The following is a 25,181-nucleotide window of genomic DNA, read 5'->3' as shown; positions in this document are numbered from 1 at the left end:
CGTCCCGATTCTGCTCCGGGATCTTCGATATTACAGACTATTTTTCCGTGCCGTGCATGTGCTATCGCGCGCCGCGGCGATCTGCAGGATCTGGGCGACGAAACCGACGGCGATCACCGCCGGCTCCTTTCCGGCGATGCCGGCAATTCCGATCGGACAGGTCATCCGGGCGATCGTCGCGTCGGCGATGCCGAGTTCGGAAAGCCGGCGAACGAAACGCGTCTTCTTGGTCGCCGAGCCGATCAGTCCGAGATAGCCGAACACGCCCCGCGCCAGCACCGCGTGACAGATCGAGAGATCGAGCGGATGGGAATAGGTCATCACCGCGTGAAATGCGCCGGCCGGCGCACCGGCCGCGACCGTCTCGGGCTGCGCCGCAACGAGCCGCGTCACATCCTCGGGCACGTCGTCCGGAAATCGCTCGGCGGCGGTATCGACCCAGATGATCCGGAACGGCAATCCCCGCATGACCGCAACGATGGCGCGCCCGACATGGCCGGCGCCGTAGAGATATAGCGGGATCGCGCCCGGAGCGAGCGGCTCGACGAACCAGTCGGGCCGGCCCTTGCCTCCGGGGACGAGCGCGGCCTCGCGCCGCCGGGCGCCTGACAGCATGTCCTTGACCGCGCGGCTGAGCGACAGCGGCCAGTCGCGCCCGATCTGCTTCCGGTCGCGCAGGATGATCGGCGGGGTGCCGCCGTCGAGCGGGCGAACGATCAGCCCGCCGTCCAGGTCGTCTTGGCCCGAAGCGTCGTCCAGCGCCAGTGCGTCGGTGCCCGCGTAGCGTTCGAACAGCAGCCGGACCGAACCGCCGCAGCATTGCCCGAGGCGTGGTCCGAGCGGGTAGGTCCGGACGGCGCGCGGCCAGGCGCCCTCGCCCGCCGCGCCGATCTTGCGCGCCTCGGCGATTGCATCGAATTCGAGCGCGCCACCGCCGACCGTGCCGTCGAGCCCCGTCGCCGTCACTGTCATCCCGGCGCCCGGCCCGCGCGGGGCCGAGCCCTCGGCCCGGATCACGGTCACGCGGACCGCCCAGCCGCCCGCGGCTGCCTTCGCGATTTCCTGGAAGAGCCGGCTCAACGAGCCGCCCGTTTCAGGCGCTCGGCCGTCATCAGCAGACGTTCCGGCGTCGCCGGTGCATCGAGCGCCGGATAGGCCCCGCCCTCGGTCTCGAGCGCGTTCGAAAGCGCCATCAGGACGGAAATGCCGAGCATCAGCGGCGGTTCGCCGACCGCCTTGGAACGATAGATCGTGTCTTCCCGGTTGTCGCCCCCGTCCCAGATGGCCATGCGCATGTCGGGCGCCCGGTCACCGCACGTCGGGATCTTGTAGGTCGACGGCGCATGCGTGCGCAGCCTGCCGGCGTCGTCCCAGAACAGTTCCTCCATGGTCAGCCAGCCGGCGCCCTGGACGAAGCCGCCTTCGATCTGGCCGAGATCGATGACTGGATTCAGCGAGCGGCCGACATCGTGCAGGATATCGACACGGAGGATCCGGTTCTCGCCGGTCAGCGTATCGACCGCCACTTCCGAGACCGCCGCGCCATAGGCGAAATAGAGGAAAGGCCGGCCGCGCGCCGCGACCCGATCCCAGTGGATCTTGGGCGTCGCGTAGAAGCCGGTCGCCGACAGCGACACCCGCGCCAGCCAGGCCTCGTGGATCAGGCTGTCGAAGGCGATCTCCTCGCCGCCGACCCGGACCCGGCCGGGCAGGAAAGCGACCTCGTCCGGGGTCGTCTGCCAGCGTTCGGCGGCAAAGGCGACAAGGCGCTCGCGGATCGTCCGGCAGGCGTTGCGTGCCGCCATCCCGTTCATGTCCGAGCCCGACGATGCCGCCGTCGCCGAGGTGTTCGGCACCTTCGCGGTATCGGTCGCGGTGATCCGGACGCGGCCGATATCGACCTGGAATTCCTCGGCAACCACTTGGGCGACCTTGGTGAACAGGCCCTGTCCCATCTCGGTGCCGCCGTGATTGAGACGGATCGAGCCGTCATTGTAGATATGGACCAGCGCGCCGGCCTGGTTGAGATGGGACGTGGTGAAGGAAATGCCGAATTTCACCGGCATCAGCGCGATGCCGCGCCTGATGATCGGGTTCGCGCGATTCCACTCGCGGATCTCGGCTCGGCGCGCCTCGTAGTCGGCGCTGTCGACAAGCGCGTCCACGATCGGCTGGATCACGCAATCCTCGACCGTCATGTGATAGGGCGTGACGGTGCGATCGGACCGGGCGCCCGCCGGTGCGTAGAAGTTGGCGCGACGAACGGCCAGCGGATCGCGGCCAAGGCTGTGTGCGATCTCGTCGATCACCCGCTCGATCCCGACCATTCCCTGCGGCCCGCCGAACCCCCGGAAGGCGGTGTTCGAGACGGTGTGCGTCTTGCAGCGGTATGAGGTGATGCGGGCGTTCGGCAGATAATAGCAATTGTCGGCATGGAACATGGCCCGGTCGGCGATCGCACCGGACAGGTCGTGCGACATGCCGCAGCGCACTGCCTGATCGAAGGCGATGCCGAGAATTCGTCCCTCGTCGTCGAAGCCGACCCGGTAGTCGATCCGGAAATCGTGCCGCTTGCCGGTGATCGTCATGTCGACGTCACGGTCGTAGCGGACCTTGGCCGGACGCCCGGTCATGCGGGCGACAAGCGCCGCCGCCGCCGCCGGCAGGTTGCCCTGGCTCTCCTTGCCGCCGAAACCGCCGCCCATGCGCCGGACCTCGGCCGTGACATCGTGATTGGCAAGGTCGAGCACGCGGGCCACCACATGCTGGATCTCGGTCGGATGCTGGCTCGAACACTGGACGAACATCTCGTGATCCTCGCCCGGCCGCGCCAGCGCCACCTGCCCTTCCAGATAGAAATGCTCCTGCCCGCCGACGCGGACCCGGCCCGACAACCGGCGCGGTGCCTTCTCGATCGCCGCCTCGGCATCGCCCCGGGCCATGGTATAGGGCGGCTCCAGCAGCGCGTTCGCCTCCATCGCCTGATCGACGGTGATCAGCGCCGGCAGTTCCTCGTATTCGATGACGGCGAGCGACGCCGCGGCCCGCGCCGTCGCGATATCGGCGGCGGCGACGGCGAACAGCGACTGCCCGGCATACTCGACCAGCCCGGTGCCGGGACCCGACCCGACCGCAAACATCGGATCGTCACCGGCGACGGGGCTGACATCGTTGACGCCCGGAATATCGTCGGCCGTGACCACGAGCACCACACCCGGCGCGGCGCGCACCGCCGAGAGATCGGCGCGGAGAATGCGCGCATGGGCCTTCTCGCTCTGCGCGATATGCACCGCAAGGCAGTTGGCCGGAACCGGAATGTCGTCGACATAGACGGCCTCGCCCGTCACATGCTTGTGGCCGCTGTCGTGGCGGAGCGCGGTCGAGACGCCGCCCTCGATCCTCTCCGCGTTTCCCGGCTTGGCGATCGGTTTCATGCGACGGCCGCTCCCCGTCCGACGAGTCGTGTCTCGGCGAGCGGCGCGTGGCTCTCGTGCCAGCAGCGGCGCAGCATGTTCTTCGCCGCCAGCAGCCGGTATCCGGCGGTCGCCCGCATGTCGCTGATCGGGCTGAAATCCCGGTCGTATGCAGCGACCGCAGCCTCGATGGTGGCCTCGTTCCAGGCCGCGCCCTCCAGCGCCGCCTCGACCGCGCGGGCCCGCTTGGGGACCGCCGCGACGCCGCCATAGGCGATCCGGGCCGAGGTCACCCGGCCGTCGACAATGGCGATATTGAAGCAGCCGCATACCGCCGAGATGTCCTGGTCGAAGCGCTTCGAGAGCTTGTAGCAGCGCAGCCGCTCGCCCGCCCCGTCCAGCGGCACACGGATCCGTTCGACGAACTCGCCCGGTGCCCGGTCCTGCTTGCCGTAATCGATGAAGAAGGACTCGAGTGGTATCTCGCGGCGCGCCGCGCCCTTCCGCAGGACCAGCGTCGCCCCCAGCGCGATCAGCGCCGGCGGGCTGTCGCCGATCGGCGAACCGTTGGCGATATTGCCGCCGATCGTGCCCGCTTCCCGTACCTGGCGGGCGCCGAGGCGGCGTATCAGTTCGCCGAAATCGGGAAAGTGCTCGGCGAGAACCGCGTGGGCGTCCGCGTAGGTGACGCCGGCGCCGATCTCGAGGCGGCCGTCACGGACGGAAATGTCCTTCAGTTCCCGGACCCGGCCGAGATAGAGCACGGTCTCCAGCCGGCGATGCAGCTTGGTGACCCAGAGCCCCACGTCGGTCGCCCCGGCGACGATCACCGCCTCCGGATGCTCGCCATAGAGCCGCGCCAGTTCGTCGGCGCTGGCCGGGGCGAAGAAGCGGCCCTCGGGCGCCTCGGTGGCCAGTGTCTGGTCATCCGCCATCGCTTCAAGCGCGGCCTTCTCGGCCGCCGCCCGCTCCGCCTCGCCGGCCGGCGCGGGGCGCCCCCGCATCTCGAGCGCCGCGTCGATGATCGGGCCGTAGCCGGTGCAGCGGCAGAGATTGCCGGCAAGCAGGTCGTTGACCGCGGCCCGGTCGGCGACCCCGCCCTGGCGGTAGGCCGTATAAAGTGACATCACGAAGCCCGGCGTGCAGAAGCCGCATTGCGAGCCGTGTCGCTCGACCAGCGCGGCCTGCGCAGGATGCAGCGCGCCATCGGCGGCACGGACGCCTTCGACCGTGGTCACCGACTTGCCGTCGAGGGCGCCGATGAACAGGATGCAGGCATTCAGCGCGCGGTATTGCACGGCGCCGTCGACCAGCTCGCCAACGGTGACGGTGCAGGCTCCGCAATCGCCCTCGGCGCAGCCTTCCTTGGTGCCGACGAGTCCTTCGTGCTCGCGCAGATATTGCAACAGTGTCAGTGTCGGCGGCGCCGCCTCGAGCTCCCGCGCCTCGCCGTTCAGATGGAACCGGATATGACGGCGCATGGGTCCCTCTTAGCTGCCGCGATAGGTCGAATAGCCGAACGGCGAGAGCAGCAGCGGCACATGGTAATGCGCCGCCGGGTCCGCGATCCCGAAGCGGATCGGCACGATGTCGAGGAACTTGGGTGTCGGAAGGTCAACCCCGAGGCCGTCGAAATAGGCGCCGGCATGGAACAGGAGCTCGTAATCCCCGACGCGGAATGAGTCGTCCGAGAGCAAGGGAGCGTCGCAGCGCCCGTCAGCGTTGGTGACAGCCGCGCCGAGCGCGTGCCGCAGAGCGCCGTCGAGTCCGAACAGCTCGATCCGCAGGCCGGCCGCGGGCATGCCGCGCGCGGTATCGAGGACATGCGTCGTGAGGCGACCCATTTGCCGCTCAACCCCCTCGTAAAGTGTCCGAACCTCCCCAGGAACGGTGGTTTCGACCCCGTTCTTATCGTCATGATATTCGAGAAAACCATCCCGACTATATCAATGAATTTGACAATGCCTCAATTTTTGGGCGGTGGGCGCGGACGCCCGCGCATGGCGCTTCAGGGAACTGCGGGCGCCCGTCCGCCGATTCTCACGGCCCGCACGACAAGCCCTTCGTCGAGGGCGATGAAATCGGCCCGCACGCCGGCAACGAGCCGTCCCCGGTCGCCGAGGCCAAGCAATCGGGCCGGATAGAGCGAGGCCATGCGGAGCGCCTCGTCCCGCGGCCGGTCGAGTTGCTCGACCGCGAAACGGACGGCCGCCGCCATGTCGAGGTCGGAGCCCGCGAGCGTCCCGTTATCGAGACGGAGCGCCCCCTCGATCCGTCTGACCTCGCGCCCGCCGAGGCGGAAGCGGTCGGCGGCCGTGCCGACCGTCGCCATCGCATCGGTAACCAGTGTGGCGCGCCCCGGGCCGAGCGCGCGGAGCGCGGTCCGCAGGGTTGCCGGATGGACGTGATGGCCGTCGGCGATCAGGCCACAGACGATATCGGGGCAATCGATCGCGGCGCCGGGCAGGCCCGGTTGCCGGTGACCGAAGGGCGACATGGCGTTGAACAGATGGGTGACGGCGCGGGCCCCGGCGCCGAACGCTGTCATCGCCTGTTCCGCCGAAGCGTCGCTGTGACCCAGGCTCACGACGACGCCGGCGGCGGCAAGCGCCGCAATGTCGTCGGGCGAGACGATTTCCGGCGCCACGGTGACCACGACCCGCCCGAGACCGGCGCGGCCATAGAGCGCACGGTCGGCGGCATCCATCGGCCGCAACGCCGCTGTCGGATGGGCGCCGGCGCGGCGCGGATTCAGATGCGGGCCCTCGAAATGGATGCCGGCGATCCCCGGCAGCCCTTCGGCGAGCGCCGCGCCGACCGCGTCGGCGGCATCTTTCGTCGTTTCCGGGTCGGTGCTGATCAGGGTCGGGAGAAGGCTGGTCGTGCCGAAGGCCGCATGGGCGGCGGCGATCCGTCGGAGCGTGTCGACGGTCGGCGCGTCGTTGAACAGAACGCCGCCGCCGCCATTGACCTGCCAGTCGATGAACCCCGGGGCGATCAGCCGGGTTCCGAGATCGATCCGTTCGGCCGCCGACGGAATGCCGAACAGCGGGACGACCCCCTCGACCCGGCCGTCGACCACCAGAAGGGCCGCGTCGCGCAGGAAACGTTCGCCGTCGAAGATCTCCGCGGCTGGATAGGCGACAAGGCTCGACGTCATCACATGTACCGGTCGCGGCCCCGGCCGCAGCGTTTCGGATCGAGAGGCGCTATTTCCGCACTGTGCCGAGCACCCGGTCAAGGGTCCCGCCGTAGCGGTCCCAGAGAATGCGGTCGAGCGGACGCCGCCCCTCGCCGGGCAGCCGGCGAACGAACTCGCCGCTCCAGCGCGTCACCTGCCAGGGGGAATCGCCCGGCCGGTTGAAGGCGCGGCCCGCCATCACGCCCCACCAGGCGGCGCGATAGCCGCAATCGGCGACGATGCGCAGCCCCTCCTCGGTGCCCTTGTAGCAGGGGAAGGCGAGATGCAGGACGGTCTTGTCCAGCTTCTCCTCGAGGATCGCCCGGGCTCTGGCGAATTCATCCCGGACCGAGGTCTCGGGCAGTTCGACCAGTTCGATCCAGTCGTCAGAGACACCGAGCAGGGTCGCCTGCTCCGGCCAGTCGGGGACCGGCGCATGGCGAAGGCCGTGCGACTGGAAGTCGATGACGCCGTCCCGGTGCATCTCGCGCATCTGCACCCAGTCTAGCGGCGGCACGATGCCCGCATGGCCGTTGATGATCGCCGCCTGCTCGCCCGGTTCCTTGTGCAGGCCGGCGCAGACGAAGGCGACACCGACCATGCCGCGCTGCTTCAGCGCCGGGTAGACAACCTCGTAAAGGTTGCGGGCGCCGTCGTCGAAGGTGAGCACGACGGATCGCGCGGGCGCCGGTTCCTCGCCCATCATGTGGCTGAGCAGACCGTCGGCGGACATCGTCCGGTAGCCGTTCGCGGCGAGAAAGTCGAGATCGGCCACAAAGGCCTCCCGCTCGACGGTGTGATAGCAGAAGACCGGGACATTGTTGCCGATGTCCTGCGGCTTCCGCATGAACAGGAAACCGGGCGCGCCACCACGCAATGCGGCGCCTACCTCGGGCCAGTTCTTTTCCCACATGCTCAGTCTGAGTGCCATGACCGATGCCTCTCACACGACGCCACGGACCGTTCGCGGGCAGCGCGAACCCTGCACCCACCACAACGTACGATAGTATGCGTCCGCCTCGCCCGATTATCCAGCGATCACTGCCGGGAACATTATCCGGGCAAAGATTAAGAATGGCTCACAGGGCCTCGGGCCGTCAGGCGCGCGCGCCGGGCATGTCGATATGGGCCAGCTTGTCCGGATTGCGGATCACGTAGATCGCGACGATTCTCCCCTCCTCTATAACCAGCGCGGTTGCCTGGAGGGTTTCGCCATGTTCCATCGTGACGAGGCCCGGCAACCCGTCGACCGGGCCGAGATGAAGCAGGCGCGACGGCGTTCTGCCCTGCTTGCGCGCGATCCCCTGCTTGAATCGCAGCACCCGATCACGCCCGCGGATCGGGTTCAGGGCCGCCGGCTTGCGGCCGCCGCCATCGTGAACCATGACCGCATGTTCGGCGAGCAGGCTTTCCAGCGATGCGATATCGCCATCCCGGCTGGCCCGGAAATAGGCTTCCGCGATCGCACGACCTTCCGCCGCAGGGACCGGGAAGCGCGGCCGGGATTCGCGCACATGGCGGCGTGCCCGCAGGGCGAGCTGGCGGCAGGCCGCCTCGTCCCGGCCGATCGACCGGGCGACCTCGGTAAAGCTCATGTCGAAGATGTCGTGCAGCAGGAAGGCCGCGCGTTCAAGCGGCGACAGCCGCTCCAGGGCCAGCATCAGAGCATAGCCGAACTCGACGCTGGCATCGGGCCCATCGGCGTCGTCGGCGGAGTCGATCAGCGGCTCGGGCAACCACGCCCCGACATATTGCTCGCGCCGGACCCGGGCCGATCCCAGGTGATCCAGGCAGAGCCGGGTCACGACGCTCGAAAGATAGCCCTTCTCGTTCCGGACCGCCTCGCGGTCGGCGTGATGCCAGCGCAGGTAGGCATCCTGCAGGACGTCCTCCGCATCGGCCAGCGATCCGAGCATGCGATAGGCCACGTGCCGCAGATAGCCGCGATGCCGTTCGAACGCGGCAAGCGCGGGGGAATCGGGTCGCAGCGCCTCGCCCTGTGCCGCCTCGCCCATCCGCTCAGGCCGCCCGCTGGTCGACCGGATGGATCACGCGGAAGCCGACGCAGATCCGGTTCCAGACATTGATCGCGCCGATCAGGAAGCCGAGGTCAACCTGCTCCTTCGGCGAGAAACGGCGGGCCAGTTCGGCATAGTCCTCGTCGCTCGGCGCCCCGTCCGCCACACGGGTGAGCGCCTCCGTCCAGGCGAGTGCGGCCCGTTCCCGCGCCGAGTAAAGCGGCGATTCCCGCCAGGCCGACAGCAGGTAGAGACGTTCCTCGGTCTCCCCGGCGGCGCGGGCGTCACGGGTATGCATGTGCACGCAGAAGGCACAGCCGTTGATCTGCGAGGCCCGCGTCTTGACCAGTTCCATCAGGCTGTGTTCGAGGCCGCATCCCCGGACATAGCCTTCAAGGGCAAGCATTGCCTCGACCGCCTTCGGATTCTCCTCGCGATAATTCAAACGCGATTCCAACGTCATCTCTCATCTCCATGCGACTGTGACATCAAGACGGAACGGCACTGATCTGGCGTGACATCGCGGAGGCATCTTTTTCGCGGCCGGTCATTCCAGGTCTGCGAACGCGGGTGCGTAGTCGACCTGTCCGGTCGTCGCCGGCAGCGATCCGTTCAGCGCCAGCGCCATCAGCCACGACCCCGCATGCTGCGAGGTGAAGCCCGCCGCGGTCTCGGGCCGGAAACCGAAGCGCTGGTAATATTCCGGTTCGCCGAGCACGAAGATGCCGGCCCATCCGGCGGCGGCGGCGCGCGCGATGCCGGCACGGATCAGTTGGCCGCCGATACCGGAACGCTGGCATTCCGGCAGGACCGCAACGGGGGCGAGGCCAAGCGCCCTGAAGGGCGCCGTCATCGGCGAGAACAGGACATGGCCGACAATGCGGCCGGCCCGGTCGAACGCGACCAACGCGATCTCGACATCGCCGTCGGCGCGCAACCGCTCGACCAGGTCCGCTTCCGCCGGCCGCCCGAATGCCTGGGTCACCACCGACCGGACCGCTGCCCGGTCGGCCGTCGCTTCGTCGCGAATGTCTACTCGCATACCTGTCCGCCCTTGCGGTCGTGAATGATGTACCGTCTGCCACCTCGCCCACGGTTCGACGCGTTCGCACGTCCGAATCGACAGGTTACCGCATTGTAGTGCGCCGGAGATCGTTCTGACAGCGGCCACGCGCAACGCGCGCATGACGGCGACAAGTCCAACCGATCGAACAGGCTTGCGTCGCGAAAATTCCCTGAAATGGCTTGCCGGGCGGTATTCTCTTGTCGGGATGTCGGATGACGACGACCTGCCGCGTCCTCTGTCATGACGGCAACCAAGCGGGGGAGACACGTCGATGCTCTATTCCATTCTGATTTACGCCGCCGAGGCGGAACTAGACCAGCTCGACCAGAAGGCCGAAGAAGCGATCCTGGCCCGCCACGGTGTCCTGCAGAGTCACATGCGGGCTTCGGGCGGGCTCGGCCCCTTTGCCCGGCTGATGTCGACAAGCGCGGCCGTGACGATCAAGCCGGGAGAAGGCAAGCCCCTGGTGATCGACGGGCCTTTCGCCGAGACGAAGGAACAGCTGCTCGGGCTCTACCTGATCGAATGCGACAACCTCGACGAGGCCGTGGCGGCGGCCAGCCTGCTGCCCACAGACATCGGCTCCATCGAGATCCGGCCGATCCGCTATTTCGGTACCGGCGACCTCGCCGGCGCCAAGGCCGCCGAACAGAGCGGATGACGGGAAGACTCTGCCGTGAAGACCGTTTCGCCGCCGTTCTCGGCTCGGCCCGGCCCAGGGTCGTCGGCGCGCTGACCCGCTATTTCCGCGATCTCGACCGCGCCGAAGACGCGTTCCAGACGGCCTCGCTCCGCGCGTTGGGGTCCTGGCCGGAACGTGGCCTGCCCGACGATCCGGTCGCCTGGCTGATCCTCGCCGGGCGCAATGCGGGGATCGACGCGATACGCCGCAACCGGCGCACGGTTCCACTCGACACCGACCAGATCAGCGACGGCCTGGACAGCGAGGAAGCCGCCCTGGAGCGCATCGAACTCGACGATTATCGCGACGACATTCTTCGCCTGCTGTTCATCTGCTGTCATCCGGCGATCCCGCAGTCCGACCAGATGGCGCTGGCGCTCAAGGTCGTTGCCGGGCTCTCCGTGCGCGAGATCGCACGCGCCTTCCTGGTCACCCGGAAGGCGATGGAACAACGGATCACCCGGGCCAAGCGGAAGGTCGCGGACGCGGGTATTCCCTTCGCCACGCCCTCGCTCGCCGAACGGGCGGAGCGGCTCGGCACCGTGTCGGGCCATCTCTACCTGATGTTCAACGAAGGCTACGCCTCGGCCGGCGAGGGCGCGCATATCCGCGCGCCGCTCTGCGAGGAGGCGATCCGCCTGATCCGCCTGCTGCTCAGGCTCTTTCCCGCCCAGAGCGAGATCATGGGCCTGCTCGCGCTTTGCCTGTTCCAGCATTCCCGGGCCCGGGCCCGACTCGATCCGGACGGCAACATCATCCTGCTGGACGAACAGGACCGCGGCCTCTGGAACCGGACGCTGATCGACGAAGGCCGGGTCCTGCTGGAGAAGGCACTCCGCAAGCACCGCCCCGGCCCGTACCAGGTCCAGGCCGCCATCGCCGCCGTCCATTGCGCCGCGCCATGCGCCGCCGACACCGACTGGGCCGAGATCGACCGGCTTTACGGCGCCCTGGAGAGCCTTCAGCCGTCGCCGGTGGTGACCCTCAACCGGGCGGTCGCGCGGGCAAAGGTGGCGGGTCCGGAAGCCGCCCTCGCGCTTGTCGACGGTCTCGGCGACGCGCTCCAGGGCTATCTCTATTACCATGGGGTCCGGGGCGCGCTGCTTGCCGAGATCGGCGACCTGAAAGCGGCGCGGGAGGCGATCACCTGCGCCCTCGGACTCGCCGCGACCGCCGCCGAACGGCAGCATCTCGAGGCCCGTCTCGCCGCCCTCTGAGTTTTTTTCCCTGCCCTGTCGGTTCGCTCGGCGCTGGCGCGTCCTCTGTTCAACCGCATCAAGCGGCGAAACGCGACAGGAGGACGAGACATGAGCAGCGAACCGATGATGACGCACGGCGCACCGAGCTGGATCGAGCATCACGCGAAGGACGGCGCCGCCGCCCGCGCCTTCTACGAGAAGGTGCTCGGCTGGAAGATCGCCGAACTGCCGATGCAGGATGGCGCCACCTATTACGGGATCATGGTCGGCGAGCACCCGATCGGCGGCTTCTCGCCGATGCCGGCGGACCGGGGCAGCTGGGTCAGCTACATCACGGTCGACGACGTGGATGCCCGCTTCAAGAAGGCGGTCGCCGCGGGGGCGAAGCCACTGATGGAGCCGTTCTCCGTGCCCGGCGTCGGACGGATGGCACATTTCGCCGATCCGGCGGGCGCGGTCCTGGCACTGATCACCTACGAGTCCCAGTCCGCCTGACCGGGCATGCACCGGGGCCGCGATCGGCCCCGGTGTCGCCCGCTCCTCAGTATTCCCGACCCTCGCGCGGCCGGTAGCGGGGCAGCGACCAGTGCCAGATGATGCCGCCGGCGCGGACCGCGAAGCCACCGGCGAAGCCGATGGCGGCGGCCGGGACCGCCTCGAGGCCGAGTTCCCGGGCGCCCACGAACAGGCCGGCGGCAACCAGCGCCGCGGTCGCATAGACCTCGGTCTTCAGGATCAGCGGCAGTTCGCGGCTGACCACGTCGCGCAACAGGCCGCCGAAGGTCGCCGTCATCATGCCGAGCGCAATGGCCGGCAGTACCCCGGCCCCCGCCGAGCGCGCGATATGGGCGCCGAGCACGCCATAGGCGGCGAGCCCGATCGCGTCGGCCCAGAGCAGCACGATGTAGCGCCGGCCGATCAGGTGGGCGAGGAAGAAACTCGCCAGCGCGATGGCAACGCAGACCGCGAGGTAGCTCTGGTCGAGCAGCCAGAAGACCGGCCGGTCGATGATCAGGTCGCGGACCGTGCCGCCGCCGATCCCGGTCAGGGTGGCGAGCAACGCGAAGCCGATCACGTCCATTTTCTTGCGGCTGGCGACCAGGGCGCCCGAGGCGGCAAAGACCGCCACGCCGACGAGGTCGAGCAGGTGAACGAGAACCGGGTTCATGCCGCCCTGCGGCGCTTCGCATCCTCGCGGATCATGTCGGCGGCCTTCTCGGCGATCATGATGACTGGCGAATTCGTGTTGCCCGAGGTGATCGTCGGCATGACAGAAGCGTCGGCGATGCGCAGGCCCTCCAGTCCGCGGAAGCGGAGCCGGATGTCGACGACCGCCTGATCGTCCGGACCCATCCGCGCGGTGCCGACCGGATGGAAGATCGTCGTCGCGATGTCGCCGGCGGCATGCGCCAGTTCCTCGTCGCTCGCGATCTCCGGACCCGGCTTGATCTCGACGGGGCGGAATTCCTGCATCCTTCCGGTCGCCATCAGCGAACGGGCATGGCGGATCGACTGCGCCGCGACGAGCCGGTCCCGGTCGGTCGAGAGATAGTTCGGGCGGATGATCGGCTTGGCGCCTGGATCGCTGCCGGAAATCGTCACCTCGCCGCGGCTTTCCGGGCGCAGGTTGCAGACCGACACGGTGATCGCCGGAAAATCGTGCAGCGGTTCGCCGAAGCGGTCGAGCGACAGCGGTTGCACGTGATACTCGATGTTGGCGGTCTCGTATGACGGGTCCGAACGGGTGAAGATGCCGAGCTGGCTCGGCGCCATCGCCATGGGCCCGGACCGGTTCAGCAGGTATTCGAGGCCGATCCCGGCCTTGCCGAGCAGGGAATTCGCCCGCTCGTTCAGCGTCCGGGTTCCCGACACGCGGAAGATCGTGCGGATCTGGAGATGATCCTGGAGGTTCGCGCCGACCCCTGGTTGATCCAGTTCGACCGCAATGCCGTGCCGGCCGAGCAGCGCACCCGGCCCGACGCCGGACAGCTGAAGGAGTTGCGGCGTGCCGATCGCCCCCGCCGCCAGCACCACTTCGCCGCCGGCGCGCGCCCGCCAGCCGGCCTCGCCGACCCGGTAGTCGATGCCGCGCACGCGCCGCCCGTCGATCACCAGGCGTTCGGCGTGGGCCCCGGTCACGACGGTCAGGTTGGGACGCGACAGGGCCGGGCGGAGGAAGGCCTTGGCGGTGCTCCAGCGCACGCCGCCGCGCTGGTTAACCTGGAAATAGCCGACCCCCTCGTTGTCGCCGTCATTGAAATCGGCGACCCGGGGAATGCCGAGTTCGGCGGCCGCCTCGCAGATCGCGTCGAGGATCGGCCAGGACAGCCGCTGCTTCTCGACCCGCCATTCGCCGCCCTGGCCATGGCTGTCGTCGTCGCGTTCGTAATGGTCCTCGGAGCGCCGGAAGTAGGGCAGCACGTCGTCCCAGCCCCAGCCCGTATTGCCGAGCTGCCGCCACTGGTCGTAGTCGCGGGCCTGGCCGCGCATGTAGATCATGCCGTTGATCGAGGAGCAGCCGCCGAGCACCTTGCCGCGCGGATAATCGAGCGCGCGGCCGTTCAGGCCGGGCTCCGCCACCGTCCTGAAGCACCAGTCGGTGCGCGGATTGCCCATGCAGTAGAGATAGCCGACGGGAATATGGATCCACGGATAGGTATCGCGCCCGCCCGCTTCCAGCAGCAGCACACGAACCGCCGGATCGGCGCTCAGCCGGTTGGCAAGCACGCAGCCGGCCGAGCCCGCCCCGACGATCACGTAATCGAACTCGCCGCCATCCCGTCGTTCACCGGAGGGCATGTTTGCCTCGCCGCTCGCTGATTTCCATCCCGTTGACGGTCAGTCTTCTCCATCGTCGGGCGGAATTCAATCGGCGTTACGCCATGCGGCAGAGGACCGGCGGGGAGGCTGCCGTCAGGCGGCGGTCGGCTTCTGGCCGATCACCCGCCGGCGGGCGTTGATCTCGCGGAGCGTTTCGATGCCCTCGGCGGCAACCGCGTCGCCGACCATGAAGTCGCCCTCGCCCTGCAGCTCCTCCATGTCGACCCAGGCGGCATAGACATGGCGGGTCCGGTCGGTGATGATGCCGGCCTGCAGCAGGGTCTTGATGAGCACGCGAAAGATGTTGGTCTGCTGGGTCAGCGAATTGCGCCGCTCGGTTTCACCGTAGACTTCCCGGCAGGCGTCCCGGACCCATTCCCAGTCGAGCCCGAACGCCTCGTAGATATGGTGGCGCTGCCGGATGTTGGAGAGATTGAAGAGCAGGATCTCGAAGCAGCGCGCGGCCCATTCCTCGACCCGGCGATGTTCGTCGGCGCTCAGCTTGCCGATCGTCCGGTCGGCCCAGATCTTGCCGAACTTGTGATGAAACGCCTCGTCCGTCATGACCAGCTGGACGAGCCGCTTCAGAACCGGATCGCTGGTATGGCGGTGCAGGTTGGCGAAGGCGCCCATGGCCAGCCCCTCGACCAGCATCTGCATGCCGACAAGCTTCTTGTAGACCTCGGGCGCGAGCACGAGTTCCTCGAGCAGGTCGCCGAGGCATTCCCCGACCGGCAGCGGCGTCTTCCAGCGCAGGCCGATATAGCGGCTGAAGGCGCTAACGTGTCGGGCCTCTTCGCGCGCCTGATTGCCGGCATATTCCTGCGCGCCCGGGTCCTTCAGGATATGGCAGAGGCTGGCGCTGAGCGAGAGCGCACCCTGTTCGCCGTGCAGGATCGAGGACAGGCTCCAGCGCATGATCTCGTTGCCGAGCCGGATCTGCTGGCCCTCGTCAAGCCGGTCCGCGACGGCCGAATTCAACTCGACGATCTGCTCGACCGGCATGATGAGCTGACTGTTGACGTCGAACGGCATCGAGAAATCGATATAGGCGTTGTCGAGCGGATCCCAGAAATGATCGTGTGTCGCGGAGATGATGCCGTCGAAGGCATCGGTGCGGTCGCCGTAGCGATCGACCTCGATCATCGCGCGGAAATCGACGCGGTCGACGGTCTGGTAAACCTGATCGCTGGTAATGTGGTCCGCCATCGGGACAACCTCCCCTTGCCAAGAGCCCAGGGTACCGTATCAGGCGCGAAGCGTACTTGACGTTAACGTAAACGTCAATCTCGGCCAGAGTTCCGCGAGCCGCGAACGGGACGCCAATCGAACGTTGCCGGACCGGCGAGAGATGTTGCGCGCGCCGTGCCGGCGCTGACATGATGCGCCATTCGCGGACGCCGCCCGCGACGATGCCGGAGCGGACGCCGAGCCAGGGACGGAATCCGATCATGACCGAGTTGCATTATGCCCCCGCCCACGAACTGGTTGCCCGGATCAAGGCGAAGAAGATCGGCGCGCGCGAGTTGCTGGATCATTTCCTGAACCGTATCGAGACCCACAACCCGGCGCTCAATGCGGTCATCTGGAGCGATCCGGCCGCCGCCCGCGCACGCGCCGAAGCGGCCGACGCGGCGCTCGCCCGGGGCGAGGACTGGGGACCGCTGCACGGCCTGCCGATGACGGTGAAGGAATCCTACGACCTGGCCGGCAGCCCCACCACCTGGGGCGATCCGGCACTGAAGGACAACATCCGGGACACCGATTCGACGGTCGTCGAACGCCTGAAGAAGGCCGGCGCCATCGTCTTCGGCAAGACCAACGTGCCGCTCGACCTGGCCGACTGGCAATCCTTCAACGCGGTCTACGGCACCACCAACAACCCCTGGAACCACGCGCTGACGCCGGGCGGCTCGTCCGGTGGCTCGGCGGCGGCGCTGGCCGCCGGCCTGACCGGGCTCGAAGCCGGCAGCGATATCGGCGCCTCGATCCGCAACCCGGCCCATTATTGCGGCGTCTTCGGGCACAAGCCGACCTACGGCATCGTGCCGCCGCGTGGCCAGGCGCGCCCGGGCGTGCTGGCGGCGGCCGATATATCCGTGGTCGGCCCAATGGCGAGAAGCGCCGAGGACCTCTCGCTCGCCCTCGACGTCATGGCCGGGCCGGACGCGATCGCGGCGGCCGCCTGGAAGCTCGACCTGCCGGCGCCGCGCCATAAAGCGCTCCGCGATTTCCGCGTCGCCGTCATGCTCGACGACCCGGTCGCCGAGATCGACGGCCCCTATCGCGACCGCCTGCAGGCGGTCGTCGACGCGCTCGCCCGTGCCGGCGCGACGGTCAGCGATCGCGCCCGCCCCGGGATCGACAGCGGCCGGGCGATGGAACTTTACGTACTGATGCTCAGGGCCGCGACCTCCGGCCGGATGACGGATGAGCGGATCGCCCTGATGGGCGACGTCGCCGCACGCCTGGACCCGTCCGACGGCAGCTACCTGGCGCGCATGGCACGGGCCAGCATCATGCGCCATCGCGACTGGCTACGGCTCAACAACGAACGCGAAGGCATGCGCCTCGCCTGGGCACGCTTCTTCGAGGACTGGGACATCCTGCTCTGCCCGGCGGCGGCCTCGGCTGCCTGGCCGCACGACCAGTCGGGCGAGCGTCACGACCGGACGATCACCGTCAACGGCCGCGAGCAGCCGACCACCGACCAGCTTTTCTGGGCCGGTTATTCCGGCGTCGTCTATCTGCCGTCGACGGTTTCCCCGGCCGGCCTTACCGATGCCGGCCTGCCGGTCGGCCTGCAGGCGGTCGCGGCCCATGGCGAGGACCGCACCTCGATCGAATTCTGTCGGCTTCTCGCGGCGGAGATCGGGGGCTTCGTCCCGCCCCCGGGCTACGCGTGAGGGCCGGGCGGTGAGCGGCCGCCTGGATGGAAAGGTCGCGGTGGTCACCGGCGGCGGCGCCGGGATCGGCCGCGCGACGGTGCTTCGGCTGGCCGGCGACGGCGCGCGAGTGCTCGCCGTCGATCGCAATGTCGACGACCTCGCCGGCCTTGGCGAGGAAGCCCGGGCGGGCGGTCTCGCGGTCGAGACACTGGTCCGCGACGTGACCGACGACGACGCGCCAGCGGATATCGTCAAGACGGCGCGCCAGACCTTTTCCGGCTTCGACATCCTGGTCAACAACGCCGGAATCGGCGGCGCCCACACGGCGGAATCCACCAGCGACGAGGAATGGGACCATTTCCTCGACGTCAATCTGCGCAGCCTGTTCCGGCTGTCCCGCGAAGCGGTGCGGGCGATGAAGGCGACCGGCGGGCGCATCGTCAACACCGCCTCGATCTTCGGGCTTCGCGGCTTTCCGGGTACCGCCGCCTATTCGACCTCTAAGGCCGCCGTGATCGGCCTCACCCGGCAAATGGCCTCCGATTGCGGTATCCACGGGATCACCGTGAACGCCGTCGCACCCGGCATCATCACCACGGCGATGACGGCCGAGCATCTGGAACGGAGCGAATGGTTCCGCGACCAGATGGTGCGGGCCACGCCGGCCGGACGGGCCGGGACGCCGGACGATGTCGCGCGGGCCATCGCCTTCCTCGTCTCCGACGACGCGGCCTATATCTCGGGCCAGATCCTCGCCGTCGACGGTGGCTGGAGCGCCTCGCATTACCGGCCTTTCCCGCCGCGCGACGGCAGGCGACCCGGCGACGACAGGCTCTGACGCGGGCGCCTCCGAAAAGCAGATTGCCAGCCCGGTCGTCCCATGCGAGCCTTTGCGACTGCGGCAGGTGCTCCCGCAAACGGCCATCGAGGATGCGCCGTCGGTGGCGATCCGCCTCTGCCACGCCATCGCGAGCGGGACGCCAGACCGGGCCGATCAGGACAGATGCCGAAGCCGATCCGAGTGTTCGTGAAATATGTCGACGCCGTGAACCGGGTGGTCGGCCATTTCGCCATGTACCTGATCTTCCTGCTGATCGGCGTGCTGTTCTACTCGACGATCTCGAAGACCTTCTTCGATCCGTCGCTCTGGACCCTCGAGATGGCGCAATTCGGGATGGCCGCCTACTACCTGCTCGGCGGCGGCTACTCGATGCAGACCGATTCCCACGTCCGAATGGATTTGCTTTACGGCCGCTGGTCGAAACGCACCCAGGCGACGGTCGACGCGGTCACGATCCTGTTCCTGATCTTCTACATCGGGCTGCTGCTGTTCGGCGGGATCTCCAGCACCCAGTACGCGCTTCAGTATGGTGAGGAGAGCTATTCGGCGTGGGCGCCGAAGATGGCGCCGATCAAGATCGTCATGTGCATCGGGATCATGCTGATGCTGCTGCAGGTGCTCGCGACCTTTTTCCGCAACCTCGCCGAAGCGCTCGGGAAACCGATCGAATGAGCTACGAACTCATCGCGATCCTGATGTTCTCGACAATGATGCTGATGCTGCTGACCGGGCAGCGCGTGTTCGGCGCCATCGGCTTCGTGGCGGTCATCTTCGCCCTCTTCCTGTGGGGCGACGGCGGCGCCGAGATGGCCTTCTCGGCCTCGATGAAGCTGATGAAATGGTATCCGCTTCTGACCCTGCCGCTGTTCATCTACATGGGCTACATGCTGTCGGAATCGGGGATCGCCGACGATCTTTACCGGATGTTCCATGTCTGGATGGGATCGCTGCATGGCGGGCTCGCGATCGGCACCATCGGCCTGATGGTCGCGATTTCGGCGATGAACGGGCTGAGCGTCGCCGGCATGGCGATCGGGGCGACCATCGCCTTGCCGGAACTGCTGCGCCGCGGCTACGACAAGATCATGGTGACCGGCGTCATCCAGGCCGGCAGTTCGCTCGGCATCCTCGTGCCGCCGAGCGTCGTCCTCGTGCTCTACGGCATGATCGCCCGCCAGCCGATCGGCCAGCTCTGGCTCGCCGGGGTCTTTCCCGGACTGATGATGGCCGCGTTGTTCATCCTCTATATCGTCGTCCGCTGCCGGCTACAGCCCAAGCTCGGCCCGCCGCTCGCCAAGGAAGAGCGCCAGGTGAGCTGGGCGGTCAAGTTCCGCCTCCTGCAAGCCGGCATCCTGCCCCTGCTGATCTTCTTCTTCATGACCGGGCTGTTCCTGATGGGCATCACCAGCCTGGTCGAGAGCTCGGCCGTCGGCGCCGTATCGGCGACCCTCGCCGCCCTCCTGCGGCGGCGCCTGACGCGCAGGGTCATCCACGACACGGTCCGCAAGACGCTCGGCGTGTCCTGCATGTTCATGTGGATCATTCTCGCGGCGCTTGCCTTCGGCGCCGTCTTCGACGGTCTCGGCGCGGTCCGGGCGATCGAGAATTTCTTCGTCGGCCGGCTCGGACTCGGGCCGTGGGAAATCCTCATCATGATGCAGCTTTCCTACATCCTGATGGGCATGTTCCTCGACGATACCGCGATGCTGGTGATCGTCGCGCCGCTCTATGTGCCGCTGGTCGGCGCGCTCGGCTTCGACCTGGTCTGGTACGGCGTGCTCTACACGATCACCTGCCAGATCGCCTACATGACACCGCCGTTCGGCTACAACCTGTTCCTGATGCGGGCGATGGCGCCACCCGAGATATCGCTCGGCGACATCTATCGATCGATCATTCCCTTCGTCCTGGTGATGGTGTTCGGGCTTGGCCTGGTCACCGCCTTCCCGGAGATTGCCCTGTGGTTGCCCAACCTTCACTACGGCCGCTGAAGGTGCGGTTTCTTCGAGTATCCGGCCGGCGGGGTGGAGGCCCCGAAACACGACCCCACGAGCGGGAGGCAAGAGCGTAACGAGAACCCGGATAAACGCATGAAAACGGAGAGGTAGCATGACCAAGAGACGCGATTTTCTGAAGACGGCGGGCCTGGTGACGGCCGGCGCGGCGACCGCGGCGGCGTTCCCGGCGCCCTATGTGAAGGCACAGTCGCAGATCAAATGGCGGCTGCAGACCTATGCCGGCGCGGCGCTGGCCGAGCACGTGATCAAGCCCTCGATCGACGCCTTCAATAAGGTGGCGAACGGGCAGATGGTGATCGAACTCTATTACGCTGACCAGCTGGTGCCGACCGGTGAGCTCTTCCGCGCCATGCAGCGCGGCACCATCGACGCGGTGCAGAGCGACGACGATTCGATCGCCGCGCCGGTCGACGTCTCGGTCTTCGGCGGTTATTTCCCGTTCGGCACCCGGTACTCGCTGGACGTGCCGGTGCTGTTCAACCAGTACGGCCTGAAGGAGATCTGGGAAGAAGCCTATGGCGAGGTCGAGAACGTGACCTGGCTGAGCGCCGGCGCCTGGGATCCCTGCCACTTCAACACCGTCGAACCGATCCGCAGCCTGGAGGATTTGAAGGGCAAGCGGGTCTTCACCTTCCCGACCGCCGGCAAGTTCCTGAGCCGCTTCGGCGTCGTGCCGGTGACGCTGCCGTGGGAGGACATCGAGGTGGCGGTGCAGACCGGCGAGCTTGACGGCATCGCCTGGTCGGGTATCACCGAGGATTACACGGTCGGCTGGGCGGATGTGACCAACTATTTCCTCACCAACAATATCTCGGGTGCCTGGTGCGGCTCCTATTTCGCCAACTCGGAACGCTGGAACGAACTGCCCGACCACCTCAAGGAACTCTTCAGGCTCTGCATGGACAGCTCGCACTATTACCGCCAGCACTGGTACTGGGGCGGCGAGGCGCATCTCCGGACCCAGGGCACCAAGCTCGAGCTCACCTCGATCCCGGAAGAGGAATGGAAGACGGTCGAGGACGAGGCGCTGAAATTCTGGGACGAGATCGCCGCCCAGAGCCCGCGGAGCGCCAAGGTCGTCAAGATCCTGAAGGAATACAACGCGGTCATGAAGAAGGCGGGCCCGCCTTACCGTTACAGCTGACCCGCAACAGTCCGATGCCGGCGGGGGCATGGCCCCCGCCGGCCCAGTCCCGAGCGCGCGTATCGCCATCGGAATATCAATCAGTTCAAGGGGAAACCGGATGACTCCGGACCAGGTCAAGACCGCCGCCGATGCGCGCAAGATCGTCGAACAGCGCGGCCTCCAGAACGTCAAGGTCGGGCTTTTCGACGCCGACGGCGTGATGCGCGGCAAATACATGAGCCGCGACAAGTTCCTGAGTGCGCTCGACGGCGGCTTCGGCTTCTGCGACGTCGTGCTCGGCTGGGATTCGAACGACCAGCTTTACGACAACGTTACCTATACCGGCTGGCATACCGGCTATCCGGACGCGATGGCCCGGATCCTGCCGGGGACATGCCGCGAGATCCCCTTCGAGAACGGCATGCTGCTCTTTCTCGCCGAGTTCACCGGTCGCGCCGAGGAGATCTGCCCGCGCGGCGTTCTGCGCCGGGTCGTCGACAAGGCCGCCGCGATGGGCTTCTCGGTCAAGGCGGCCTGCGAGTTCGAATTCTTCCTGTTCGAGGAATCGCCGCACTCGGTGCGCGACAAGAACTACCAGGACCTGCGCACGATCACGCCCGGCTTCTTCGGCTACTCGATGCTGCGGAATTCGGTGCATGCCGATTTCTACGAGGACCTGCTGTCGATGTGCCGCGAGATGCGGATGGACATCGAGGGCCTGCATACCGAAACCGGCCCGGGCGTGCTCGAGGCGGCGATCGCCGTCGACGAGATCGTCGAGGCCGCCGACCGGGCGGCCCTGTTCAAGACCTATACCAAGATCCTTGCGCAGCGCCGCGACTGGATGGCGACCTTCATGGCGAAATGGTCGCCTGACTGGCCGGGGCAGAGCGGGCACATCCATCTCTCGCTCGGCAACAGGGACGGCACGTCGGCCTTCCACGACCCGTCCGCCGAGCACAACATCAGCCGCACGATGCGGCATTTCATCGGTGGCCAGCTCGTTCTCATGCCCGAGATCCTCGCCATGATCGCAAGCACGGTGAATTCCTATTCCAGGCTCATCCCCGGCTTCTGGGCGCCGACTTCGGCGAACTGGGGGATCGAGAACCGGACCACCGCGCTTCGGGCGATTCCGGGCGGGCCGAAGTCGCAGCGGGTCGAATACCGGGTCGCCGCCGCCGACATCAATCCCTATATCGCGCTCGCCGCCGCCCTCGGTTCCGGCCTCTGGGGCATCGAGAACGAGATCGAGCCCGACGCGCCGATCACCGGCAATGCCTACGACCGGACCTACCCGGTGAGGCGCCGCTTCCCGGCGACCCTTTTCGAGGCGGCCGGCCGGCTCCGGAAATCGAAGGCGGCGCGCGGGCTGTTCTCGGACGCCTTCGTGGAACATTTCGCGGGATCCCGGGAATGGGAGGAACGGGAGTTCCGGCGCGCCATCACCGACTGGGAACTGCAGCGCTATTTCGAGATCATCTGAGGCATCGCCCGCACCCCGATTCCACTCGTTTCAATCGCGAACGAAGGCGATCATCCGCCCGGCGACGAGCGCACCGCCCCAGCAGAGCAGCGAAAGCAATCCGGCGAGACGCAGCATGCCGGGTGCTGCGTCCGCGCCGGGGCGGCGGAGCGTCCGGCCGACTGACCGATGGAGTGCGAGCGCCGATCCGGCACCGGTCACGATCAGCGCGATCTTCGCCTGGAAGAGCCACAGCGCGGCATATTCCGGTGCCCTTGTCGAGAAGAGCAGGAAGCCGGCAATCACCGCGATCGTCAGACCGCCCGCCGCGACCGGCGCGAGAACGCGATAGAGCATGTCGCCCGGTACCGTTCGCCAGCATCCCATCAGCCGGAGGTCGAGCGGCGCGATCGCGCCGACGAGGAGCGCAATGCCCGCAACGTGAAGCGTGTTGACCGCCGCGTAGAGCCAGCGCGACTGACGGACCGCACCCGCGAACCCGGTTTCGGCAAGCCCCGCGAGAAGCGCTTCCACCGGGTCAGTCGCGGCCTGGATAGAGGATGAATTCCCGCCCGCCCAGGTAGATCCGTTCCGCCTTCATCCGCCTCTCGGCCGGATCGGCCGCGGGCTCCCCGATGATCCGAACCTCGACGCCCTCGGCGAGGTCGCCATCCTTCAGCCCCGCGCGTTCGTTCCGCCAGGGCTGGCCGACCTCGACCTCCCAAATCTCGCCTTCGGCATCGACCTGCAGCACGCCATGCGGCATGCCGAGGCTCGCCTTCACGATGACGCCGGTCAGGTCGATGTTGCCGCCGGTCGTCCAACTCCAGCCGTGATGGCCAAATCCGGTCCCGGGAAGGGTGACCAGGAAGACCAGGAACGCGGCGGCGGCGATAAGCGTCTGTTTCATGTCAGCCTCCGTTTCGTCGATAACGGGGATCGACGACAGGATACTCCGCCAACGGGGGTCGTTGGACAGTCACATTTCAGCGACATCCGACCGCGCCTTCGCGTGCGCATCTTCACGCAAGATTCCTGTTGCGAACGCTTCTCAGTCTCATTTATGGTCACGTCATGTTGCGACTTATTCGCAATAGCCGATGCGGGACGCCCGGCATCGCGGATAGGAAAGCCAAAAGACAATGGAGAACAAAGCGATGATACGCGCAATCCTGGCCGTCGCCGGTGGGGCCATGCTGCTGTCGACGGCAACCGCCGCCGCCGGTGTCGACAAGCGGGCCGTGCTCTCGCACTACGCCGACATTGCACAGGCGGGCTACGAGGATTCGCTGATCGCGGCACGCGGGCTGCAGGAACGGATCGACGCGCTTCTCGCCGCGCCGTCGGCGGCGACGCTCGACGCCGCGCGCAAGGCCTGGATCGCGGCACGCGTTCCCTACATGCAGACCGAGGCCTTCCGCTTCGGCAACGCGATCGTCGACGACTGGGAAGGCAAGGTGAATGCCTGGCCCCTCGACGAGGGACTGATCGACTATGTCGATACGTCCTATGGCAACAGCTCGGACGAGAATCCGGGCTATACCGCGAATGTCATCGCCGAAGTCTCCCTCAGGTTCGGCGCCGAGGTGATCGACGCCACCACCATCAGCCGCGAATTGCTCGCCGATGTCCTGCAGGAGCTGGGCGGCGTCGAAGCCAATGTCGCGACCGGCTATCACGCCATCGAATTCCTGCTCTGGGGCCAGGACCTGAACGGTACCGGCCCGGGCGCCGGCGACCGCCCCTGGACCGACTTCGCCAGCGGCGAGGCCTGCAGCAACGGGAACTGTGACCGCCGCGCCGCCTATCTGAAGACGGCGACGGCGCTTCTGATCGACGATCTGGACTGGATGACCGCGCAGTGGGCGGCGGGCGGCGCTGCCCGCAGGGAATTGACCGACGGCGACCACGACAACGGGCTCGCGGTCATCCTCACCGGTCTGGGCAGCCTGTCCTACGGCGAACTTGCCGGCGAGCGGATCAAGCTCGGCCTGATGCTGCACGACCCGGAGGAGGAACATGACTGCTTCTCCGACAATACCCACAACAGCCATTATTTCGACACCGTGGGCATCGCCAACGTCTATACGGGCAGCTACACCCGGATCGACGGACGCAGGCTCTTCGGACCGGCGATCCGCGATCTGGTGGCCGAAACCGCGCCGGCGCTGAACGACGAGATGCTGTCGAAGCTCGCGGCCACCGTTGCGGCGGCCGGCGCGATGAAGCAGCGCGCCGAGACGGTCGAGGCCTACGACCAGATGATTGGCGCGGACAACCCGGAAGGAAACGCGGCCGTCCAGGCGACCGTCGATGCCCTGACCGCGCAGACGAAGACGCTGGAGCGGATCGTGGCAACGCTCAAGCTCCGGCCCATCGCGTTCGAGGGTTCCGACAGCCTCGACAAGCCGGAAGCGGTCTTCCAGTAGGGAATGTTGCGGCCGAAAGGCGCCATGGTGTGCGA

The 25,181-nt window shown here is 67.3% G+C and carries 24 protein-coding genes; 10 read left to right on the top strand and 14 right to left on the bottom strand.

What is annotated here, in order from left to right:
* Positions 1-30 precede the first annotated feature (30 nt).
* The 9 genes from xdhC to OCH7691_RS19825 all read right to left on the bottom strand — a co-directional run bounded on the left by xdhC (position 31) and on the right by OCH7691_RS19825 (position 9,654).
* On the bottom strand, positions 31-1,080 hold the full coding sequence (gene xdhC / locus OCH7691_RS19865) for a xanthine dehydrogenase accessory protein XdhC (RefSeq protein ID WP_085885345.1): 1,050 nt from the start codon (positions 1,078-1,080) through the stop codon (positions 31-33).
* Complete coding sequence (gene xdhB, locus OCH7691_RS19860; protein WP_085885344.1) at positions 1,077-3,434, bottom strand: xanthine dehydrogenase molybdopterin binding subunit; 2,358 nt, start codon at positions 3,432-3,434, stop codon at positions 1,077-1,079. The genes xdhC and xdhB overlap by 4 nt, the downstream gene beginning before the upstream one ends.
* Positions 3,431-4,894: a xanthine dehydrogenase small subunit gene (gene xdhA / locus OCH7691_RS19855; protein WP_085885343.1), complete on the bottom strand. Its 1,464-nt coding sequence runs from the start codon at positions 4,892-4,894 to the stop codon at positions 3,431-3,433. The genes xdhB and xdhA overlap by 4 nt, the downstream gene beginning before the upstream one ends.
* Positions 4,895-4,903: 9 nt before the next feature.
* Positions 4,904-5,257 (bottom strand): hydroxyisourate hydrolase, encoded by a 354-nt coding sequence (uraH, locus tag OCH7691_RS19850; RefSeq protein WP_085885342.1) that lies wholly within the window; start codon positions 5,255-5,257, stop codon positions 4,904-4,906.
* A 164-nt stretch (positions 5,258-5,421) separates the two neighbouring features.
* Positions 5,422-6,576 (bottom strand): N-acetylglucosamine-6-phosphate deacetylase, encoded by a 1,155-nt coding sequence (gene nagA / locus OCH7691_RS19845; protein ID WP_370853128.1) that lies wholly within the window; start codon positions 6,574-6,576, stop codon positions 5,422-5,424.
* 46 nt (positions 6,577-6,622) lie between these two features.
* Positions 6,623-7,525, bottom strand: coding sequence for a polysaccharide deacetylase family protein (locus tag OCH7691_RS19840; RefSeq protein WP_085885340.1), 903 nt, complete (start codon positions 7,523-7,525; stop codon positions 6,623-6,625).
* 166 nt (positions 7,526-7,691) lie between these two features.
* Positions 7,692-8,609: a sigma-70 family RNA polymerase sigma factor gene (locus OCH7691_RS19835; protein WP_085885339.1), complete on the bottom strand. Its 918-nt coding sequence runs from the start codon at positions 8,607-8,609 to the stop codon at positions 7,692-7,694.
* Between the two features lie 4 nt (positions 8,610-8,613).
* Positions 8,614-9,069, bottom strand: coding sequence for a carboxymuconolactone decarboxylase family protein (locus OCH7691_RS19830; protein WP_370853129.1), 456 nt, complete (start codon positions 9,067-9,069; stop codon positions 8,614-8,616).
* Positions 9,070-9,159: 90 nt separating this feature from the next.
* Entirely contained in the window at positions 9,160-9,654 is a 495-nt protein-coding gene (locus tag OCH7691_RS19825; protein WP_085885337.1) for a GNAT family N-acetyltransferase, read from the bottom strand.
* Positions 9,655-9,949: 295 nt separating this feature from the next.
* Between OCH7691_RS19825 and OCH7691_RS19820 the strand changes: the two genes are divergently transcribed.
* The 3 genes from OCH7691_RS19820 to OCH7691_RS19810 all read left to right on the top strand — a co-directional run bounded on the left by OCH7691_RS19820 (position 9,950) and on the right by OCH7691_RS19810 (position 12,054).
* A complete protein-coding gene (locus tag OCH7691_RS19820; protein WP_085885336.1) occupies positions 9,950-10,339 on the top strand; it encodes a YciI family protein in 390 nt (129 codons plus the stop codon).
* Positions 10,336-11,577, top strand: coding sequence for an RNA polymerase sigma factor (locus OCH7691_RS19815; protein WP_085885335.1), 1,242 nt, complete (start codon positions 10,336-10,338; stop codon positions 11,575-11,577). The genes OCH7691_RS19820 and OCH7691_RS19815 overlap by 4 nt, the downstream gene beginning before the upstream one ends.
* A 90-nt stretch (positions 11,578-11,667) precedes the next feature.
* The gene (locus tag OCH7691_RS19810) at positions 11,668-12,054 is read left to right on the top strand and encodes a VOC family protein (RefSeq protein ID WP_085885334.1); all 387 of its coding nucleotides are present in this window, start codon (positions 11,668-11,670) and stop codon (positions 12,052-12,054) included.
* A gap of 46 nt (positions 12,055-12,100) precedes the next feature.
* Here the strand turns inward: OCH7691_RS19810 and OCH7691_RS19805 are convergent, their stop codons facing one another.
* The 3 genes from OCH7691_RS19805 to OCH7691_RS19795 all read right to left on the bottom strand — a co-directional run bounded on the left by OCH7691_RS19805 (position 12,101) and on the right by OCH7691_RS19795 (position 15,588).
* Positions 12,101-12,727 (bottom strand): trimeric intracellular cation channel family protein, encoded by a 627-nt coding sequence (locus OCH7691_RS19805; protein WP_085885333.1) that lies wholly within the window; start codon positions 12,725-12,727, stop codon positions 12,101-12,103.
* Entirely contained in the window at positions 12,724-14,358 is a 1,635-nt protein-coding gene (locus OCH7691_RS19800) for a GMC family oxidoreductase (RefSeq protein WP_085885332.1), read from the bottom strand. The genes OCH7691_RS19805 and OCH7691_RS19800 overlap by 4 nt, the downstream gene beginning before the upstream one ends.
* 114 nt (positions 14,359-14,472) lie before the next feature.
* Complete coding sequence (locus tag OCH7691_RS19795; protein ID WP_085885331.1) at positions 14,473-15,588, bottom strand: ferritin-like domain-containing protein; 1,116 nt, start codon at positions 15,586-15,588, stop codon at positions 14,473-14,475.
* A gap of 242 nt (positions 15,589-15,830) precedes the next feature.
* Here OCH7691_RS19795 and OCH7691_RS19790 point away from each other — a divergent pair, with 242 nt between their 5' ends.
* The 6 genes from OCH7691_RS19790 to OCH7691_RS19765 all read left to right on the top strand — a co-directional run bounded on the left by OCH7691_RS19790 (position 15,831) and on the right by OCH7691_RS19765 (position 22,738).
* Positions 15,831-17,285, top strand: a complete 1,455-nt coding sequence (locus OCH7691_RS19790; RefSeq protein ID WP_085885452.1) for an amidase — start codon at positions 15,831-15,833, stop codon at positions 17,283-17,285.
* 10 nt (positions 17,286-17,295) lie between these two features.
* Positions 17,296-18,105: an SDR family NAD(P)-dependent oxidoreductase gene (locus tag OCH7691_RS19785; protein ID WP_217808162.1), complete on the top strand. Its 810-nt coding sequence runs from the start codon at positions 17,296-17,298 to the stop codon at positions 18,103-18,105.
* A gap of 165 nt (positions 18,106-18,270) precedes the next feature.
* The gene (locus OCH7691_RS19780) at positions 18,271-18,780 is read left to right on the top strand and encodes a TRAP transporter small permease subunit (protein ID WP_085885329.1); all 510 of its coding nucleotides are present in this window, start codon (positions 18,271-18,273) and stop codon (positions 18,778-18,780) included.
* On the top strand, positions 18,777-20,099 hold the full coding sequence (locus tag OCH7691_RS19775) for a TRAP transporter large permease (RefSeq protein ID WP_085885328.1): 1,323 nt from the start codon (positions 18,777-18,779) through the stop codon (positions 20,097-20,099). Before OCH7691_RS19780 ends, OCH7691_RS19775 begins: the two co-directional genes overlap by 4 nt.
* Before the next feature lie 118 nt (positions 20,100-20,217).
* A complete protein-coding gene (locus OCH7691_RS19770; RefSeq protein ID WP_085885327.1) occupies positions 20,218-21,270 on the top strand; it encodes a TRAP transporter substrate-binding protein in 1,053 nt (350 codons plus the stop codon).
* A 100-nt stretch (positions 21,271-21,370) separates the two neighbouring features.
* Positions 21,371-22,738, top strand: coding sequence for a glutamine synthetase family protein (locus OCH7691_RS19765; protein ID WP_085885326.1), 1,368 nt, complete (start codon positions 21,371-21,373; stop codon positions 22,736-22,738).
* 30 nt (positions 22,739-22,768) lie between these two features.
* On the opposite strand, the gene OCH7691_RS19760 is transcribed toward OCH7691_RS19765, so the two are convergent.
* Together OCH7691_RS19760 and OCH7691_RS19755 are read right to left on the bottom strand one after the other, a co-directional pair.
* A complete protein-coding gene (locus OCH7691_RS19760) occupies positions 22,769-23,251 on the bottom strand; it encodes a hypothetical protein (protein ID WP_085885325.1) in 483 nt (160 codons plus the stop codon).
* Positions 23,252-23,255: 4 nt separating this feature from the next.
* Positions 23,256-23,627: a DUF6152 family protein gene (locus OCH7691_RS19755; RefSeq protein WP_085885324.1), complete on the bottom strand. Its 372-nt coding sequence runs from the start codon at positions 23,625-23,627 to the stop codon at positions 23,256-23,258.
* Positions 23,628-23,874: 247 nt separating this feature from the next.
* On the opposite strand from OCH7691_RS19755, the gene OCH7691_RS19750 reads away from it, so the two are divergent.
* The gene (locus tag OCH7691_RS19750) at positions 23,875-25,146 is read left to right on the top strand and encodes an imelysin family protein (RefSeq protein ID WP_085885451.1); all 1,272 of its coding nucleotides are present in this window, start codon (positions 23,875-23,877) and stop codon (positions 25,144-25,146) included.
* Positions 25,147-25,181 lie beyond the last annotated feature (35 nt).

This window comes from Oceanibacterium hippocampi (assembly GCF_900172325.1).
GTDB lineage: Bacteria > Pseudomonadota > Alphaproteobacteria > Sneathiellales > Sneathiellaceae > Oceanibacterium > Oceanibacterium hippocampi.
Note: the sequence above shows the minus strand (reverse complement) of the source record. Positions and strands in the feature narration are given on the sequence as shown.